Origin of the sequence: Pseudobutyrivibrio sp. 49 (assembly GCF_900100545.1) — a bacterium.
Lineage (GTDB): Bacteria > Bacillota > Clostridia > Lachnospirales > Lachnospiraceae > Pseudobutyrivibrio.
In genome coordinates, this window is record NZ_FNDP01000006.1 from 131016 (window position 1) to 148914 (window position 17899).

Annotated in this window: 18 protein-coding genes and 1 tRNA gene; 5 read left to right on the forward strand and 14 right to left on the reverse strand. The window is 40.9% G+C overall.

Going from position 1 to position 17899, the window contains the following annotated elements; translation table 11 throughout:
• Positions 1–11: 11 nt before the first annotated feature.
• The 4 genes from BLP54_RS07500 to BLP54_RS07515 all read right to left on the reverse strand — a co-directional run bounded on the left by BLP54_RS07500 (position 12) and on the right by BLP54_RS07515 (position 2813).
• On the reverse strand, positions 12–755 hold the full coding sequence (locus BLP54_RS07500) for a hypothetical protein (RefSeq protein WP_090168275.1): 744 nt from the start codon (positions 753–755) through the stop codon (positions 12–14).
• Positions 755–1465 (reverse strand): ABC transporter ATP-binding protein, encoded by a 711-nt coding sequence (locus BLP54_RS07505; RefSeq protein WP_090168279.1) that lies wholly within the window; start codon positions 1463–1465, stop codon positions 755–757. Before BLP54_RS07505 ends, BLP54_RS07500 begins: the two co-directional genes overlap by 1 nt.
• Before the next feature lie 17 nt (positions 1466–1482).
• Positions 1483–1833, reverse strand: coding sequence for a GntR family transcriptional regulator (locus BLP54_RS07510; protein ID WP_090168282.1), 351 nt, complete (start codon positions 1831–1833; stop codon positions 1483–1485).
• A 107-nt stretch (positions 1834–1940) separates the two neighbouring features.
• Complete coding sequence (locus tag BLP54_RS07515) at positions 1941–2813, reverse strand: helix-turn-helix domain-containing protein (RefSeq protein WP_090168285.1); 873 nt, start codon at positions 2811–2813, stop codon at positions 1941–1943.
• Between the two features lie 356 nt (positions 2814–3169).
• Here BLP54_RS07515 and BLP54_RS07520 point away from each other — a divergent pair, with 356 nt between their 5' ends.
• From BLP54_RS07520 to BLP54_RS07535, 4 genes are all read left to right on the forward strand, one after another.
• Positions 3170–4465 (forward strand): ABC transporter substrate-binding protein, encoded by a 1296-nt coding sequence (locus BLP54_RS07520; protein WP_090168289.1) that lies wholly within the window; start codon positions 3170–3172, stop codon positions 4463–4465.
• A gap of 110 nt (positions 4466–4575) precedes the next feature.
• Complete coding sequence (locus BLP54_RS07525) at positions 4576–5460, forward strand: carbohydrate ABC transporter permease (RefSeq protein WP_090168294.1); 885 nt, start codon at positions 4576–4578, stop codon at positions 5458–5460.
• A 12-nt stretch (positions 5461–5472) separates the two neighbouring features.
• Entirely contained in the window at positions 5473–6300 is an 828-nt protein-coding gene (locus tag BLP54_RS07530; RefSeq protein ID WP_090168296.1) for a carbohydrate ABC transporter permease, read from the forward strand.
• A 28-nt stretch (positions 6301–6328) separates the two neighbouring features.
• The gene (locus BLP54_RS07535; RefSeq protein WP_090168299.1) at positions 6329–7303 is read left to right on the forward strand and encodes a glycoside hydrolase family 43 protein; all 975 of its coding nucleotides are present in this window, start codon (positions 6329–6331) and stop codon (positions 7301–7303) included.
• 65 nt (positions 7304–7368) lie between these two features.
• On the opposite strand, the gene BLP54_RS07540 is transcribed toward BLP54_RS07535, so the two are convergent.
• Together BLP54_RS07540 and BLP54_RS07545 are read right to left on the reverse strand one after the other, a co-directional pair.
• Positions 7369–8982 (reverse strand): RICIN domain-containing protein, encoded by a 1614-nt coding sequence (locus tag BLP54_RS07540; RefSeq protein ID WP_242870658.1) that lies wholly within the window; start codon positions 8980–8982, stop codon positions 7369–7371.
• Positions 8983–9032: 50 nt separating this feature from the next.
• Positions 9033–9113, reverse strand: a tRNA-Leu gene (locus tag BLP54_RS07545).
• A gap of 157 nt (positions 9114–9270) precedes the next feature.
• Here BLP54_RS07545 and BLP54_RS15810 point away from each other — a divergent pair.
• Positions 9271–9486: a PDC sensor domain-containing protein gene (locus tag BLP54_RS15810; RefSeq protein ID WP_090168303.1), complete on the forward strand. Its 216-nt coding sequence runs from the start codon at positions 9271–9273 to the stop codon at positions 9484–9486.
• Positions 9487–9924: 438 nt separating this feature from the next.
• Here BLP54_RS15810 and purD read toward each other — a convergent pair whose 3' ends face one another.
• From purD to BLP54_RS07590, 8 genes are all read right to left on the reverse strand, one after another.
• Positions 9925–11211, reverse strand: a complete 1287-nt coding sequence (gene purD, locus BLP54_RS07555; protein ID WP_090168306.1) for a phosphoribosylamine--glycine ligase — start codon at positions 11209–11211, stop codon at positions 9925–9927.
• Positions 11212–11318: 107 nt separating this feature from the next.
• Positions 11319–11939, reverse strand: coding sequence for a phosphoribosylglycinamide formyltransferase (purN, locus tag BLP54_RS07560; protein WP_090168308.1), 621 nt, complete (start codon positions 11937–11939; stop codon positions 11319–11321).
• Positions 11939–12964, reverse strand: a complete 1026-nt coding sequence (purM, locus tag BLP54_RS07565; RefSeq protein ID WP_090168311.1) for a phosphoribosylformylglycinamidine cyclo-ligase — start codon at positions 12962–12964, stop codon at positions 11939–11941. The genes purN and purM overlap by 1 nt, the downstream gene beginning before the upstream one ends.
• A gap of 222 nt (positions 12965–13186) precedes the next feature.
• The gene (purE, locus tag BLP54_RS07570) at positions 13187–13693 is read right to left on the reverse strand and encodes a 5-(carboxyamino)imidazole ribonucleotide mutase (RefSeq protein WP_090168314.1); all 507 of its coding nucleotides are present in this window, start codon (positions 13691–13693) and stop codon (positions 13187–13189) included.
• A gap of 14 nt (positions 13694–13707) precedes the next feature.
• Positions 13708–15756: an aminopeptidase gene (locus BLP54_RS07575; RefSeq protein WP_090168316.1), complete on the reverse strand. Its 2049-nt coding sequence runs from the start codon at positions 15754–15756 to the stop codon at positions 13708–13710.
• An 8-nt stretch (positions 15757–15764) separates the two neighbouring features.
• On the reverse strand, positions 15765–16097 hold the full coding sequence (locus BLP54_RS07580; RefSeq protein WP_090168318.1) for a hypothetical protein: 333 nt from the start codon (positions 16095–16097) through the stop codon (positions 15765–15767).
• The gene (gene pyrE / locus BLP54_RS07585; RefSeq protein WP_090163509.1) at positions 16097–16783 is read right to left on the reverse strand and encodes an orotate phosphoribosyltransferase; all 687 of its coding nucleotides are present in this window, start codon (positions 16781–16783) and stop codon (positions 16097–16099) included. The genes BLP54_RS07580 and pyrE overlap by 1 nt, the downstream gene beginning before the upstream one ends.
• 87 nt (positions 16784–16870) lie before the next feature.
• Entirely contained in the window at positions 16871–17737 is an 867-nt protein-coding gene (locus tag BLP54_RS07590) for a L,D-transpeptidase (protein ID WP_176754503.1), read from the reverse strand.
• Between the last annotated feature and the right edge of the window lie 162 nt (positions 17738–17899).

Here is a 17899-nt window from a genome sequence, read left to right on the forward strand (position 1 = left end):
CATAACTAGTGTTACACTGAAAGTTTATTATCCATGATCCACGCTGTGATCAAATAGAATAACAAGGTAAGTAAAGCATAAAAACCAACATTTGAAATAAGTCTTGTCATTGAATAAATATAAAGGTCTCCGTAGATTGCATCGTGAATGTGATTAACAACCAGCGAAATAACAAGAAATGCAACAAAGCTGAGTAATCCGTTAAATCTGTTTCCCTTTAATAATGTTGCACAGATAACTACTGCAAGATATCCAAGGCAGATAAGATATACCCAACCCATAACTCCATCGAAGCAAGCCATTCCAAATCCCTGGTAATTGAAATTTCCAACATCACCTGTAATAGCTACGCTCATCAAATCTATAAGACCCTGCACATCATCATATCTGACAACTAAAAGCATCATGTCTAAAATAGAGAGGGCTATAAAAAATACTCCCGAAACAAGTACTGAGCCGCAGTTTTCTATTACCTTTGCACCTAAAATTTTGTAGCTGCTGTTAGGTGTCATAAATAACATGTAGCTCTGTTTTGTATTGATGTCCTTACTAAGAATGTGAATTCCGTATACTCCAATAAGGAACAATCCACAAATAGTAGTAAGTACTAGACCAGTGCAAGATGCTGCAAGCAAATCTTCATTCAATCTCCAGATTCCCAAAAGGAAAAGTAGTTCAAAGAAGGCTGTGAAGCAAAGGACAAGTCCCTTCATCTTCCATGATTTTCTAAATTCGTATTTAATTAATGCTCCCATTAGCAAGTACCTCCCATTTCAGCAGCACCATAAACTTCTCTGTATTTATCTGCCAAAGAAATGCACTGGTTCTGTCTCAATTCTTCTACCTCATAAACACCTGCCAGATGTGACTTGTTAATGAAGATTGCATAATCAACAACTGACTCCAGCTCCTCTACAAGATGACTTGATACCAAAAGTACCTTATCCTCTCCTGCATGTCTGATGATTGCATTTAATACCTCATCTCTTGCAAGAAGATCGATTCCGTTAAGTGGCTCATCAAGCATATAAACCTTTGCATCTCTTGCCATGGTAACTGCTACTTTCAATTTTGCCAGCATACCAGAGGAAAGCTCTTTACATTTAAGCTTCTTCTCAAGATCCATCTCCTGAAGCATTTCATCAAAAGCCTCCATTGAAAAGTCCTTGAAGAAATCCTCATAATATTTTCCAACATCACCAACTGTCATCCAGTCATAGAAATATGGCTCAGTGGACATGTAAGCGATATCATTTCTGCTACTAACCCCTACTGGCTGGTCATTGTATTTAATCACACCAGATGTTGGCTTAATAAGGCCTGCTGCCATTTTCATCCATGTTGTCTTACCGCTTCCGTTTGGGCCAAGCATTGCATAAATATGTCCTGGCTCAAGCTTAATAGAAATCCCATCTACCGCTGTCTTGCCGAGAAATTTTTTTGTAACCTCAAAGCTCTCTAACATTTTTAATCCTTCCTCCACTATTTAGTTGTTTTAATCATTTCGATTGCCTCTTCCCTGGATATTCCAAGTTCTGAAATACTCTTAAGGAAATCATTAAGACAACCCTGAGCCATTTCATGACGACATTCTTTAATTTTTGATTCATCTTCAGTCACGAATGTGCCCATTCCTCTTTTGGTGTAACAAACCCCCTCGCGTTCAAGCTCCTGATAAACTCTTGCTGCAGTATTAGGATTGATAGTGTACTGTACCGCAAGATCACGGCTGGAAGGAAGTTTTTCACCTGTCCTGATTCGCTCATTTATAATATCAAGCTTTATCGCATCGATAACCTGCATATAAATAGGCGTTTTCGAATCATATTGCATATGTATACTCCTCCATGTGTACCTCTGTACTCGTGTACTATGTGTATAGTACACTATGGCATTCACACTGTCAACACCCCAATAAAAAAAATCCCCGAAGGGATTTTTTATGCCTTTTTCACATCAGACCAATACATACTCTTAAATTCTGTAGGTGTACAGCCTTTTTGTATTTTAAACATACGGATAAAAGAGGAAATCGATGTGAACCCACAATTCAAAGCCACATCCGTTACTGATACACCAGGCTCCACTAAAAGCTCCTGTGCCTTAGCAATTCTTTTTTGATTTACATATTTATAGAAGCTAGTGCCTGTGAACTGCTTGAACAATCTCTCAAAATAGAATTTACTGAAGCCGCTCATGTCAGCAATATCATCAAGCTTAAGATCTTCTGCACAGTGAGCATTGATGTAATCGCAAATCTCCATAAACTTAGGAGCATACTCTTCTTTTACAATAGGATTATAATCCGCTTTTACGTTATTATTAGAATAGTTCTTTCCTATTAGTACTAACATCTTAAGAAGCTGACTATAGATATTCACCTCTGAGAATGGATTATTCTCCATATATTCCTCTCGAATGTTAATAAGCATTTCCTTAACTGTGCCATGAATATCCGGATATTCCTCTGGGGTGATAACACAGTAGGGTGACATTATAGAGAATAAAATCTCCACCTCTCTCATAAATCTAAGAGTCGTGGTGTTAGGTTGGAAAATAATACGGCGTCCTGTAGGCGGCGCAATAATAGAATGAACACACCCTGGACAAACGATACAGATATCTCCCTCTCTAAGCTCTACCTCCGAATTAGAAAAAACCATTTTATATCCATTCTCAACTGGCATGACAATCTCGATAGCTGGATGCCAGTGCATAGGATAATCTTCATATTGTGTATTGTCGTAGAGTTTCAGCCCCGTACTTTGCTTATAATTCACGGTCTCAAAGATGCCGTCTAAGCTTTCTATCATATAATTCTTCTCCCTTAAAAAACGCCTTTTCCGCCAAGGCAATAATTGATAACTAATTTCCGTTATAATTTTTGCGCTTATCTGCCCTAAAATCAAGTTTTTTCAAATAATTGCTCCTCAAAATCCATTAATTTGTTCATTTTATCATTTTCTAAGAATGTTTTTTAGTAAAATTGTACAATTTTTGAGCAAGAATTATCTCTACTTGAGCAATTTTTGATAACTAATCAACAACATTTTTGAAGATTGTGTTCAAATTGTGTGTTAAATTGAAAGTACCAAAACAGTTAACAGACAAATGCGACACAAAAGCAAATAGGGGGCTTTACATTTGTCAAAAAGAAGGAGGAGACGTAATGAAAAAGAAATTAATTGCGACTTTAATGTCAGCAATGATGATCGCTTCTGTTTTCACAGGTTGCGGTGCATCAGGCGGATCATCTGATTCAGCTTCTAGCTCTGATGGTTCAGCAGATGGTGTTCAGGAAATCACTTGGATGTTCTGGGATGATTTGGATGCCACACAGGATCTTATCTCTCTTGGATACAAGGAGAACGTTGAAAGATTCAACAAGGATTATGAGGGTCAGTATCACGTCAACGTTGTTACAACAAACCTCGAAGAGTACTATGACAAGTTAAATGCATTGGTAGCTGCAGGGGAAACACCTGATGTATTTATTGTCAGCCCAGGTCCACAGCTTACAGATTATGTAGCACCTGGTATCGCTGCTCCACTTGATGACTATCTTGCAGATGGTTGGAAAGACACATTTACAAGTGATGCGGTATTCACACAGCAGACATATGACGGCAAGATTTACGCTGTACCTCTTAACACAGCTGCAGCTTGCTGCTTCTATAACACAGAGATGTTCGAAAAGGCTGGCGTTGAAGTTCCTACAAACTGGGATGAGATGCTTGACGCTTGCGACAAGCTTCAGTCAGCAGGATTTACACCAATCACAATTTCAGCTGGTACAGCTTGGTGCCTTTCAATGGTAGCTGGTTACCTTTGCGAAGCTGAAGGCGTAGACCTTTCTAAGCTTGCAGATGGTTCTGCTTCTTGGGAGGATGGAAAGCTTGAGGCAGCTGCAACAAAGCTTCTTGACCTTTCTAAGTACTTCCAGCCAACAGCAGCTGGTGACACAAACGATGTTGCTACAGCAAACTTCTACAACGAAGAAGCTGCTATCCTTATTCAGGGTTCATGGGCAATCGGACAGATCAACGGCGAGAACCCAGAGTTCGAGTCTAAGTGTGGTGTATTCCAGTTCCCTGGTGTACAGAGACTTATTGCTAAGTCTGATTCACTTTGCATGAGCTCATCGACAAAGTCTCCTGAGGCTTGCGCTGCATTCATGAAGTACTTCACAGACGACACAGCTCAGAAGTACACAGCAGAAGTTGGTGGAAAGATTCCTGTAACAAAGGTTGAATATGATGCTTCAGCAGCACCTGCTCAGCTTGCATACGTAATGGACATCTTTGAGAACGCAAAGGGTACATTCGGATTCTACAACGAGTCAATGCCTACAACAGAGACAGGCTCACACTTCGATGACACAATGGTATCAGTATTCCTTGGTGATATGACACCAGCAGAAGCTGCTACAGATATGGAAGAGTTCTACCAGGCAAACTGCCGATAACATTCTTTTTCTTCAATACCTTTATTGTATATGGGGCGCAACTTCCCTGCGCCCCTATTCTTTTAAACTTTTTTAGGCTCTATTAATAAGAAAATTAAGGAAAATAAGATATGGATAAATTACTTAGAAATAAAAAAGCCATCGTAATTTTCATGGCACCAGCATTAATTCTGTTTACATTCATTCTGTTTATTCCAATCTGTCAATCTGTATATTATTCATTCTGTGATTACAACGCTTTGACACCAGCAAAATGGGTTGGATTAAAAAATTATCAGGGATTACTTGGCGATAAGACATTGAAGATTGCCTTAAAGAATTCTGTATTCTTTCTGATTTATTCTTGTGTAACTCAGCTTATTATGGGTCTGTTCTTAGCAGCCCTTCTTACAAATATAGATAAAGGAAGAAACCTTTTCAAAAATATCATCTATTTACCATGTGTTCTTTCTTCTGCAGCTCTTGGTCTGTTATGGATGTTCATCTTCAGTCCAAAGCTTGGTATCAACCAGCTTCTCCAGAAGCTTGGAATGGAAGGACCACTCTGGCTTATGGATACAAAAGGTTTCATCATCCTTCCAATGTGGGTAATCGCATTTGTAGCTTTATGGCAGTATGTAGGTCAGTCTATGATGCTTTACATGGCCCAGATTTCAGGAATCAGCAAGTCTTTATATGAAGCGAGTTACATTGATGGTTGCAGCAAGGCTAAGAGCTTTAGATATATCACTCTCCCGCTCGTCCGTCCTATGGTTGCAACCGCAATGTCACTTAACGCAATCGGTTCTTTGAAATTCTTCGACATGATTTTCAACATGACTGAAGGTGGTCCAAACCACAAGACAGAGGTTCTTGCAACACACCTTTATCAGCAGGGCTTTAAGTATTTCAAGTATGGATATGCCAGTGCAATCGGCGTTTTACTCCTTGTGCTTTGCTTAGCTGTAACACTGTTTATAAACAAGGTTGTAAAGACCGAGCCATATGAGATGTAGGAGGTTTTAGAAATGAAAAAATTGTCAGTTTGGAAAATTATTATTTACATCTTTTTGGTAATCATGGCTGTCCTTTATTTAGCTCCATTGCTTTGGACTTTTAATGTAGCCTTCAAAACAAATAAGGAGATATTTACCGCTCCATTCGCATTACCACAAAATCCTACAATGGAAAACTTCACCTTTGCATGGACTGCCGGAAAGCTTGGCATCGCAACACTTAACTCATTTATTGTCTGCGTTGTAACACTTCTTTTTAGCATGATTATTGGTTCCATGGCAGCCTTTGGCATTGCACGTTTACGTTGGAAGTTTTCACATTTAGCACTTGTTTATTTCCTTACTGGAATGATGATTCCTGTACACTGCGTTTTGATTCCACTTTTCACACGCTTTGCAAAGGTTGGTCTTTCAAACAGCCTTACAGGTCTTGTTCTTCCATATTTGACTTTCTCTCTACCAATCACAATCTTTATCATGGTTGGTTTCTTTGAGGGAATGCCAAACGAGCTTATTGAAAGTGCCTGCATCGATGGCGCATCGATTTATCAGATTTTCTTTAAGGTTTGTCTTCCACTTGGAAAGACAGGACTTTTCGTTACAGGTCTTATGACTTTCGTAGGAAACTGGAACGAACTTTTACTTGCAATGGTATTTATATCTGACGATATGAAGAAAACACTTCCTGTTTCTCTTTCAAAATTCGTTGGACCTTATAATACAAACTATTCACAGATGTTTGCAGCCATCATCATCGCAATCATACCAACCATCATTGTATATTGCGCTTTCTCTAACCAGATTGTAGATGGCCTTACAGCTGGAGCCGTTAAGGGCTAAAAAATTTACAGGAGACAAAGAGAGTATAATGAAGACACAAAACAAACCCCTAATTACTGAACTTTTCACAGCTGATCCATCAGCTCATGTTTACGAGGACAAGATTTTTATCTATCCTTCACATGACATCCCTCACAACGGAGAGGATAACGACAATGGTGATGAGTATCAGATGGAAGATTATCACGTATTTTCAATGAGTGAAGACAGTGACGAAGTCACAGACTATGGAATGGTTTTACATCAGGACGATGTTCCTTGGGTAAGCAGCCAGATGTGGGCTCCAGACTGTGTATTAAAGGATGAAGTATATCACTTAATCTTCCCAGCCAGAGACAAAGAAGGAAACTTTAGACTTGGTATTGCAGAAAGCAAGAATCCAGCAGGACCATTCGAGCCAAGACCAGAATGTATTCCAGGTAGCTTTAGTATTGACCCATGCTCTTTCATCGATGATGACGGACAGGTTTATATCTACTTTGGTGGACTTTGGGGCGGCCAGTTAGAGAAATACCGTACAGGAAAGTTTGATCCTAACGGCACAGAACCAGCTAAGAACGAGCATGCTGTATGGCCAAAGGTAGCTCCTATGAAGGATGACATGAGCGAATTTGCAAAGGCTCCTTCAGATGTAGTAATCCTTGATGAGAACGGCAACGAGCTTCTTGCAGGCGATGAAGACAGAAGATACTTTGAAGATCCATGGATGCACAAGCACAATGGAAAGTACTACTTCTCTTATTCAACAGGAACAACACACTATATCGTATATGCGGTAGCAGATAACCCATACGGTCCATTCACATATCAGGGCAGAATCTTAGAGCCAGTACTTGGATGGACAACACACCACTCTATCGTAGAGTATCACGGCAAGTCATATCTCTTCTATCATGACTGCGAGATTTCAAAGGGTATCAACCACAGAAGAAATGTTAAGTACTGTGAGTTAAAGTATAACGAGGATGGCACAATCCAGACAATCACTCCAGAATATGAGTAAACTTAAAAAGAGCACAGCGCCATGAGGCCTGTGCTCTTCTTTTTATATTCGTCTATTCTGTAATCTTAGAAGCCGCTGCATCTTCCTGAAAGTACTGCGCCACTAATATTGTTCTTTCCGTTGATTGACTTACAATCAATAATCTGTGCCTTTCCGAAAGTTACCTGGTAGCCAAGTGCCGATGGCTTTCCAGATGCAGGCCAGTTGTAGTTGTTCTTCTTATTAGAATCAGCTGTACAATTCTTCATTGTAACTACACCACTCTGATTGTTTCTATCAAAACCTGATGCAAGGTTCCCCTTTGCAGAGCAGCCAGTAAGTGTATGCTTTAATGGATCAAGGTGTGCCTTCTGACCAGGAGTCTTGTTATCTACACCACCCATCTTAAAGCCATTACCATCACCATAGATACCATTACAGTATCCATTGAAGTTTGCCTGGCAATTAACAAGTGTTACAGCGCCGTGAGCTGCATAGCAGTCCCAGCCATCATCACTGTTGTAATCTGCGATACACTCTTCGTAGTAATTGCCTTCACCTGAGTGAAGCTTGTTAGCAAAACCATCAGCATTCTCACCCTTTGCATCTGCATTGTGGTGTGAGTGACACTTGATGAATTTGTTGTAGGCACCACCGTTACAAACCTGGAAACCTGCATCCTGATTGTAGCAAGCCTCTACGCTTGTAAAGGTGTTGTTAGAACCTGTGATATACAAACCGTTATCTGATGCGTTCTTTACAGTAATATTAGAAACCTTGCTTCCATTTCCCTCAAAGGTAAGACCTCTTCCATTGCTACCTGAAGTAGATGAGAAATCAATTACTGCATTATTCTTTCCTGAGATATGAACACCTGCAGGAACCTTTACAGCTCCAGACTTAACTGTACCGTTGATTACGATAGTAGTACCTGACTTTGCCTTGCTAAGGGCAGCTGAAAGTGTAGTTCCACCATTCTTAACCTCGATAGAGTTGCCAGATACCACAGGCTCCTGAGAACCTGAGTTGTTACCACCCTGATTTCCTGAACCATTTCCTGAGCCATTACCGCCCTGGTTTCCTGAGCCGTTGCCCTTATCTTTATTCTTGTCTTTATCTTTATCCTTGTTCTTATCCTCTCCCTTTGAAGGATTCTCTGAAGAAGAACTAATGCTCTCGAACTTGAATAACTGATTTGCATTACCCTTAGATGATGAAAGATAAACATTTCCGCCATTTGATGTGCCGCTTACTGTAAGAGCCATCTTATTTCCTGAACACTTGGCAGAAAGAGTATATTCCTTATTGCCTCTGTGCTTTACCTTGAAAACCTGTGCATCTGCACCATTTGCCTGATAAATCTGAACATTAGTGCCGCTGTTCTTAGAACCATTAACAACGTCCATCATTCTGCCACTATCAAGACCGCTCTTTAAGGTGATGTAGTTGTCTCCGACATTTGAAACATACCATCTCTGAGATGCGTTTCCTATACCCTGATACTGCTGAACGTTTGCACCGTTTGCATCTTTTCCCCCAGCAACTTCAACGTATTTCTGACTGCTTACATTTTTGATATAGTACCAGCCATTTGGGATTAATGTGCTTGCTGCAGAAACTGGAACAGAAGGCACCAAGCTGACAGCCATTGCTATTGTAAGAGCAACTGCTATCTTCTTTTTTAACATTTTTCCTAACATATTATTCTCCTCATAAAAAAATAGCACTAGGAAATCTTCCTAGTGCTTAATGCGGATGACAGGACTTGAACCTGCACGTCGGGGACACTAGAACCTAAATCTAGCGCGTCTGCCAATTCCGCCACATCCGCATGAATCAAGCAAATAAAACAATGATAAACTGGCATTGATAATTGCCTTCGGCAATGGCCAGTTTTGGGCATATCATTTTCCTGCGCTTCTGCTAGGAAAATAATATGCGTTTGTCGGCTCATCGACTCATCTAATATATCATACTCAAGGAGCCGAATGCAAGGCAGGAAATCATATTTTTTTTACAATTACTTCATAGATGCTATGGCTACAGGAAAACCTGTTGTTTCTAACATCATCACAAGTAAAACAACAGGTAACCGAGTTACACAGATAGTTTCAAGTCTTGCAGATTCTGCATCTGATCTGAAGAACATAGCTGAAAAGCTTAACAGTGAGATTTCTTTCTTCAAGGATGATACAGAAGAATAAAATTTACCATTAGACAAAAAGGTCCTAGCCTTTAACCAGGCCAGGACCTTTTATTATTTGCTTTCCTTAGCAATTAAATCTTGAGCTGTAGATTCCCCCGTAAACGTTCTTAGTACCCACTAATTATATAATCTATTTGTTAGGTAGGTACAGTGTTAGTTAAATTGTACCCACGAATAACAAGACTATTCCAAACAGTGGGTACGCCGGTAGTTGAAATGTACCCACGGATAGCAGGACTATGTCGAACAGTGGGTACGCCGGTAGTTGGAATGTACCAACGGATAGCAGGACTATGTCGAACAGTAGGTACAATCGTAGTTGAAGCGTACCCATGGATAAAATCACTGTACAAAAAAGTGGGTACACTGACAAGTAAAGTGTACCCACAGAAATTATAAACTTATAGATAAGTGGGTACTCCCACTGTACCTCGTTCTAATTGTTACATGTGTCTACATCGAGTATCGCATTTGCAATGTCATGACGCATATATTTATTTTCAAATTCAATCCACTCGGTTGCCTCGTATGCCTTAGCGCGAGCCTCTACTAAATCCTTGCCGAGAGCTGTAATTCCAAGAACACGACCACCATTTGTTACTATCTCGCCCTTATCGTTCTTTGCTGTTCCAGCGTGGAAGCAATAGTAATCCTTATTATTGAACTTCTCAAAGCCAGTGATAGGGAAGCCTTTCTTGTATGCTACTGGATAACCATCTGAAGCAAGTACTACGCATACACAAGCCTCATCAGAAAACTTCAAATCAATCTTATCAAGTGTACCATCGATGCAGGCATTAAATACATCGATAATATCGTTCTCTAATCTTGGAAGAACTACCTGTGCCTCTGGGTCACCAAAACGAGCATTGTACTCAAGTACCTTAGGACCATCCTCTGTTAGCATAAGTCCGAAGAAGATAACACCCTTGAATGGTCTGCCCTCTGCCTTCATGGCATCAACAGTAGCTTGGAAGATATTCTTCTGGCAGTACTCCTCAATCTCCTTTGTGAAGAATGGAGATGGTGAGAAGTTACCCATACCACCTGTGTTAAGACCTGTATCTCCATCACCTGCGCGCTTATGATCCTGTGCTGATGACATAATCTTTACTGTATTTCCATCTACAAAGGAAAGTACTGAAACCTCGCGGCCTGTCATGAATTCCTCGATAACCATTGTGTTTCCAGCATCACCAAACTTCTTGTCTGTCATGATTTCTGCTACGCCTGCAACAGCCTGCTCATGATTCTCGCAGATAAGAACACCCTTACCCAAAGCAAGACCATCTGCCTTTAAAACGATTGGGTACTTAGCTGTCTCAAGATACTTTAAAGCTGCCTCTGGATCTGTGAAATTCTCATAACCTGCAGTTGGTATATTGTACTTCTTCATCAAGTCCTTAGAGAATGCCTTTGAACCTTCGATGATGGCTGCATTCTTTCTAGGACCAAAGCAACGAAGACCAGCTTCCTCAAACTTATCTACAACACCACCTACAAGTGGGTCATCCATACCGATTACAGTAAGGTCGATTTCCTTCTCTTTTGCAAAAGCTACAAGCTTATCAAACTCCATAGCCTTAATATCTACGCACTCTGCAAGCTCTGCAATACCTGCATTTCCCGGTGCACAGTAAATCTTATCTACTTGTGGGCTTCTAGACACTGCCAAAGCTATGGCATGCTCGCGGCCGCCACTACCTACGATTAAAACCTTCATACTTATTCTCCTATTCCGCTTGTTACGCTCTCAATCCTAAGATATTGCTCCGCTCGATTAACACATCTCGCTGTGCAACACTTAGAGATTGATAGCTACAAGCTCATTTAATCAATATAAACTTTTCCAGCATTAACATGTACTCGACCACACGCTATTAGATCAATAGCCTTAGGCATGATAATCCACTCGGCCTGTTCCATGACACGGCACTGAAGAACCTCTGGTGTGTCGCCTTCAAGAACCTCTACCGCCTTTTGTAAGATAATAGGGCCTGTGTCGGTGCCTTCATCCACAAAGTGACAGGTAGCTCCAGTGACTTTTACACCACGAGCAAGAGCGCCTTCATGAACCTTCAATCCATAATATCCTGTACCACAAAAGCTTGGAATAAGTGATGGATGAATATTGATGATTTTATATTCGTATTTACGAATCATCTCTGGTGGGATTACAACTAAGAATCCTGCCAATACAACTAAATCAACATTGTAAGAATCAAGCTTTTCAAGGAATGCTTTGTTGAACCCCTCGCGGCTGGCAAAATCCTTAGGGCTGATGCAAACGCCTTCAATGCCAGCTTTTTCAGCGCGCTCCAATGCATATGCATTTTTATTATTTGAGATTACGACAGCAATCTCAGTATTATGGATTGTTCCATTATCAATGGCGTCGATAATAGCCTGAAGATTGGTACCTCCGCCTGATACACAAACTGCTATTTTCATTAGACTAAATCTACTCCCTTTTCACCGTCTACAATCTTACCAACTACATAAGGTGTATCTCCTGCAGAGCGAATAGCTTCCATTGTCTTATCTACATCAGCTGGGTCTACAGCAACAATCATACCAAGTCCCATGTTGTAGGTATTGTACATCATCTGCTCAGATACGTTACCCTTAGCAGCCATAAGCTTAAAGATTGCAGGAACCTCATAAGAGTCCTTCTCAACAACAGCACGCTTACCCTCTGGAAGCATACGTGGAATATTCTCATAGAAACCGCCACCTGTAATATGTGAGCAAGCCTTTACACGAACGCCTGCATCCTTTACTGCCTTAAGAGCCTTAACGTAAATACGTGTTGGTGCAATGAGTGCCTCACCTAGAGTGCAGCCAAGCTCATCATAATATGTATCAAGACTTTCCTTTGTCATCTCGAAAATCTTACGAACAAGAGAGAAACCATTTGAATGAACACCAGTAGATGCCATACCGATAAGTACATCACCATCCTTAAGGTTCTCACCTGTGATGATGTCCTTCTTATCTACGATACCTACTGCAAAACCTGCAAGATCATACTCCTCCTCAGGCATAAGACCTGGGTGCTCTGCTGTCTCACCACCTACAAGGGCGCAGCCAGACTGCTTACATCCTTCTGCAACACCACTTACGATTGTTGCAATCTTCTCTGGGATGTTCTTTCCGCAAGCAATATAATCAAGGAAGAAAAGTGGCTCGCCACCTGCACATGCAACGTCGTTAACACACATTGCAACTGCATCGATACCGATTGTGTCATGCTTATCCATAAGGAAAGCAAGCTTAACCTTAGTGCCGCAACCATCTGTACCAGATAAAAGTACTGGCTCATCCATGTTCTTGATAGCACTCAAATCGAAGGCTCCTGAAAAACCTCCAAGACCGCCAAGAACCTCTGGTCTCATAGTGCCCTTCACAAACTTCTTCATGAGCTCCACTGACTCATATCCTGCCTCAATATCTACTCCTGAACTCTTGTAATCCATGTTTCTCTCCTTTTAATAACTTTTGTCCGCTAACACATCCAAGTTTTTCATGCTCCCGCAAGCCATCTCCCATACTCGGGCAAGGGAACTCCCCTAAAGGGGCACCCTCCTTCCCCGGCACGGGGCCCTCTTGCTCGCGCTTACCATAATTACTATGTGTTAGCTCATTTAAATTTTATAAATAAAAGGAAACCCTTGAAAATAAGGGTTTCCAATACTTATCTACGATAAGAAGGCACGATAGCCTTCGCTTTGTAATTTAGAATCCTTCGCCTCTACAGACTCCTTCTGTTCTACGATGAAATCGTGAAGTTTGCCTGCAAGGGTAGTGTCATTCATGGCAAGCATCTTAACTGCGAGGATACCTGCATTGGCTCCTCCGTTGATGGCAACTGTAGCTACAGGTACACCTGTAGGCATCTGAACGATAGAGTAGAGAGAGTCCACTCCACCAAGGTCGCTGGTCTTCATAGGGATACCGATAACTGGGCCCTCAAAAACAGCTGTACACATACCTGGAAGATGTGCTGCCTTTCCTGCGCCTGCAATGATGCACTTAACGCCTCTATCTTTTGCAGTCTTAGCGTACTCTACAAAGATATCTGGCTCTCTATGAGCTGAGATGATTCTTACCTCATAATCAATGCCAAAATTTTCTAAAACTTCAATAGCCTTAGCCATTACAGGCATGTCGCTGTCGCTTCCCATTACAATTGATACAGTTGCCATTTCATTATCCTCCATTACTCAAATACTTTATTTAACTCTTCAGTTCCTGGCACTACGAAACGACCCTCACGGATGATTTCAAGCTGGCGGCCATCAGCTGTAGTGACTGTGATATCACCAAGCTCATAATAAGGAATTGTTATATCTGTGTGGCAGTTAAAATATGCCTTAGAAATATCTGTTTTACGAAGGAGTGAGCATGAGTTGTCACGTGCTATGCATTCCTTGCCGTCTGGGTTGTACATAGGTACATCCTCTGAGTGAGAATAGCAGGTATCACCTACCGCAAAGTGAGGACCTGTCTTTTCTGCAATGAGGATTGGAAGCTTATCTGCGATGTCGTACTTCTGTCCCATTACAAATGCTCTTGTGTTTGTTCCAATAGCGAACTCGCCGATTGGAAGTGTCTCATGCTTGAAAAAAACATTGTCGAAGATGTACTTCTTGTTCTCTTCTTCTGTATCAAAATTGCTGCAGTTATAAGAAACGATTTTGCCGTCTTCGAACTTCATTTCAAGGTTCTTGTAGCAAAGCTCATTTAAGTAAACCTGTGTAACGTGAAGCACTCCGTTTGTGCCCTCAAGCTCAGGTGATGTGAATACCTCACCAACAGGAATATTTACATCTGCAACGCAGTTTTCGAAATTAGTCTGCTTTGAAGGATCATCAAGATGATGAAGCTTTACAGTAATGTCTGTGTGGTTATCCCCTCGACCTGTAATATGAACTGTCTCACCCTGATCAAGCACATCAATAATGTGCTGCTGAATGTTCTTGTAAAGCTCGTAATCCATTGTATTTACAGCAACAGTCTCGTTGAAGATTTCATTGAACTTGTCACCGATTTCTGGAATTGGATAAGCGATGATTGTGAAGCTACGCTCATCACCGTGAATGTACTGATTTGTAATCTGTCCACTCTGGCTCATGAAGTATACGTTAAGCTCATTCTGCTTATCATTATACTGAGCGTTAGCTGGATAGTTCTTTGGCTCAAATGGTGCATCACCGAATGTCTCTATTACAGCTGGGCCACCAAATACTGCAGCAAGCTCTTTATTCTTTTCATAAGTATTCTTTGTAACTTCAAGGATTCTGTCTGCAAGCCCCTTTTCCCAAACATAAGCTCTGTCATCCTTGTGGTCGTACTCGCACTGCTTGTTAGGAACAGTAGAGAAGAGATTACGACCTGTAGCTCCACCAAAACGAACTGTAGAAGCAAGACCTGCTTCGTTGAAAAGCTTGATTGCTTCGCGAGTCATAAGCTCGAAGCCTGCTGGTGCATGTACACCAACTGTGTCCTTGATTGAGATATCTTTTCCACAAACCTCGAAGCCCTTGATGTAGCCTTCCACATATGTGCGAGCCATAGCAACCACATCCTCATTTGACATGCTGCGAAGATGTGCCGCCATCTTAAGCTCGTTATCACTGATGTACATACCATATCTATAGAGATATCTATCATCAGAAAGATCAGACTTCATAATAATATTTGAATAGAAATCATACTCTGGATCAATCATCTCAATAAATACTTCACCAGTAAAGATTGTGCAATAATCATGCTTGAATGAAGCCATTGCAGAAAGAATATCCTCTCTGCGGAACTTGTCTTCACTCTCCACCTGACAAACACCATAAACCTGCATGAAAAGCTCACAGTAAATAGTGAATATATCAAGACGTCCAGCAAAAGCTGCTCGAATCATGTCTGTTAATTTGTAGTAGATTGCAGAAAGTGGACCACCAAGCTGCTCACCAAGCTGCTCTACAGCGTATGTAGGGCAAAGGAAGCTGTTCTCATATGTGCCTGCCTTATAGATAGCAAAGATTCTGTCGTGGTCTGCCTTGCATTCCTCAAGTGAACGATTCTCAAGCTCGCCAGCAACAGCCTTATCTAAAACTGGCTCAACAGCCATAATAAACTCTGCCACCTGATTGAAATAAGCCTGAAGCTTCTCAGGTAAATCCTTATCCTCTTTAATAGTAGAGATGCGCTCTGTAACTAATTCGTAGCGCTCTAAAATATCATCATTTTCAATGTAAAATGTCTTGCTCATAATACTCCTTAATTAACCATTCCTAAAATAAATGTGCCTACCCATATGGCCATAGCTAAAGTGCTGACAGCCAAACAAATAAGTCTATATTTAAGCTCTGTCTTAGTTTTCATTTGGGCCACGTTATAAAGAAACGCAGCAAGTGCCAGGAAGCATCCCAGCATTCCTATGCCACCAACAAACTTAGGTGTCTCACCTGCCATATAGACAGAAACACCCATAACAGCCCCATATATTACTAATGAAAAAACAGAAACTCCTGCAGCATACATCGCCTCCATTGGAAGAGCCTTTAGCTGATTGCCGTAAGAGTTGCGTCTATGTGGACGAATTCTTCCCATTACTGAACTCCATATTCCTTATAATATGCATCAATGCGTGACTTCATCTCGTCATCGATAACTACACGCCCCTGGCACTCTCTGTTCCAAAGATGCTCAACAACCTCGTCCATAGAAACGATGGCTGCTGTCTTGAAGCCGTAGGTATCTGCAACCTCATCAAGGGCTGTCTTACTTCTGTCTCCAGAAAGACCGAACTCCTGACGATTGAGAGAAACCATAAGACCAACGATGGTAACATCACCCTGAGCACGTACGATTGGAACAGTCTCCTCCATGCTCTTTCCTGACGTGGTAACGTCCTCTATCATGACAACTCTATCGCCATCCTTTATCTTATATCCAAGGATGCCACCCTTATCAGCGCCGTGATCTTTTTCTTCCTTACGATTGCTGCAGTATTTGATTTCCTTACCATATAATCTGTGGAATGCCTCTGCTGTGATTACAGCAAGTGGAATGCCCTTGTATGCTGGGCCAAAAAGAACATCGAAATCATCCCCATAGGCATCGTGAATAGCCTTTGCATAATACTCACCAAGGCGCATAAGCTGGCTGCCTGTTACATAGGCTCCTGCATTCATAAAAAAAGGAGACTTTCGCCCTGACTTCAGTGTAAAATCACCAAACTTAAGGACGTCTGCCTCCACCATAAACTCTATAAATTCTGACTTGTAGCTTTCCATAAACGATTCTCCTTCGTTACAACCAGATTGATTTTCAAAACCTCTCCGATTGTACCATAGAAGACCCTTCTTTTCAATGAAAAAACCTTACATTATTACTACTGTATACTGTTGCTGACTAGCCAATCCAGAGTTTGCCTTACCAGTCACCCAAACAGTATATGTGCCAGGAGTATTTAAATCATACTTTCCATTTAACTCCAAGCTGTAATTCCATTTTTCAATGTCTGCACCATTGCTATCTTTAAGACCAATATAATCCTTAAGGGTCTCGTAATTTACACCTTTATAGGCATATACAATACCATCGCCATTGTCCTGCTTTAGATACTGTGTTGGATTTATGTAAACCCATGGATTGTATGCAGCTACCTCTGTAGGATCATAGTTCCCATATCCAGTCTCAAGATTGATTTTTACAGCATTAGGCTTACCAAGTGGTCCCGGATTTTCCAAATCATCATATACAACTACATAAGTTCCAACTTTGCAGTTATCATAAATCCACTTCAAATCGGCAACTGCCATACGTACACATCCTGCAGATGCCCCTTCACCAAGCATATTAAAGGCATCTCCATAAAGCGCATCTACGCTTGGCTGACTATAAGGTACTGAATGGAAAAGAATATGACCGTTAAAACGAATTGCATATCTTCCATAAGTATTTCCAAAAAGCTTTCTCCACTCATAATAATCTGTAGTCTGAAACAAGCCTGTTGGTGTATCTTCTATATTACGACCTACTGAGCACAAAAAGGATCTTTCAGGAACAGTATACATCCCCTGCTCATCCTTGCTGTATACAGTTACGCAGTTAGCTGCGCGATTTACATAAATTGCATAATTTGGTAGCTCTGCTGCTTCGACTTTTTTCCCAGAGCCAAAGAAACCAACCAATAAAGATATAATAAAAGCAAGTGAGATTCGTTCTAAAAAAACTATAATTTTCAAAATAAACACCCTCATATAATTTTTGCGACAACGTCAAAAATTATATGAGGGTAGAAATCATTTTTCAACCATTTAAAATAAAATTCAAAAAAATTTCATACTTTATCTTTTGAGAGCAAATATGCAGCCATTGCATCCCTTTCCTTCATCCTATTAATTATT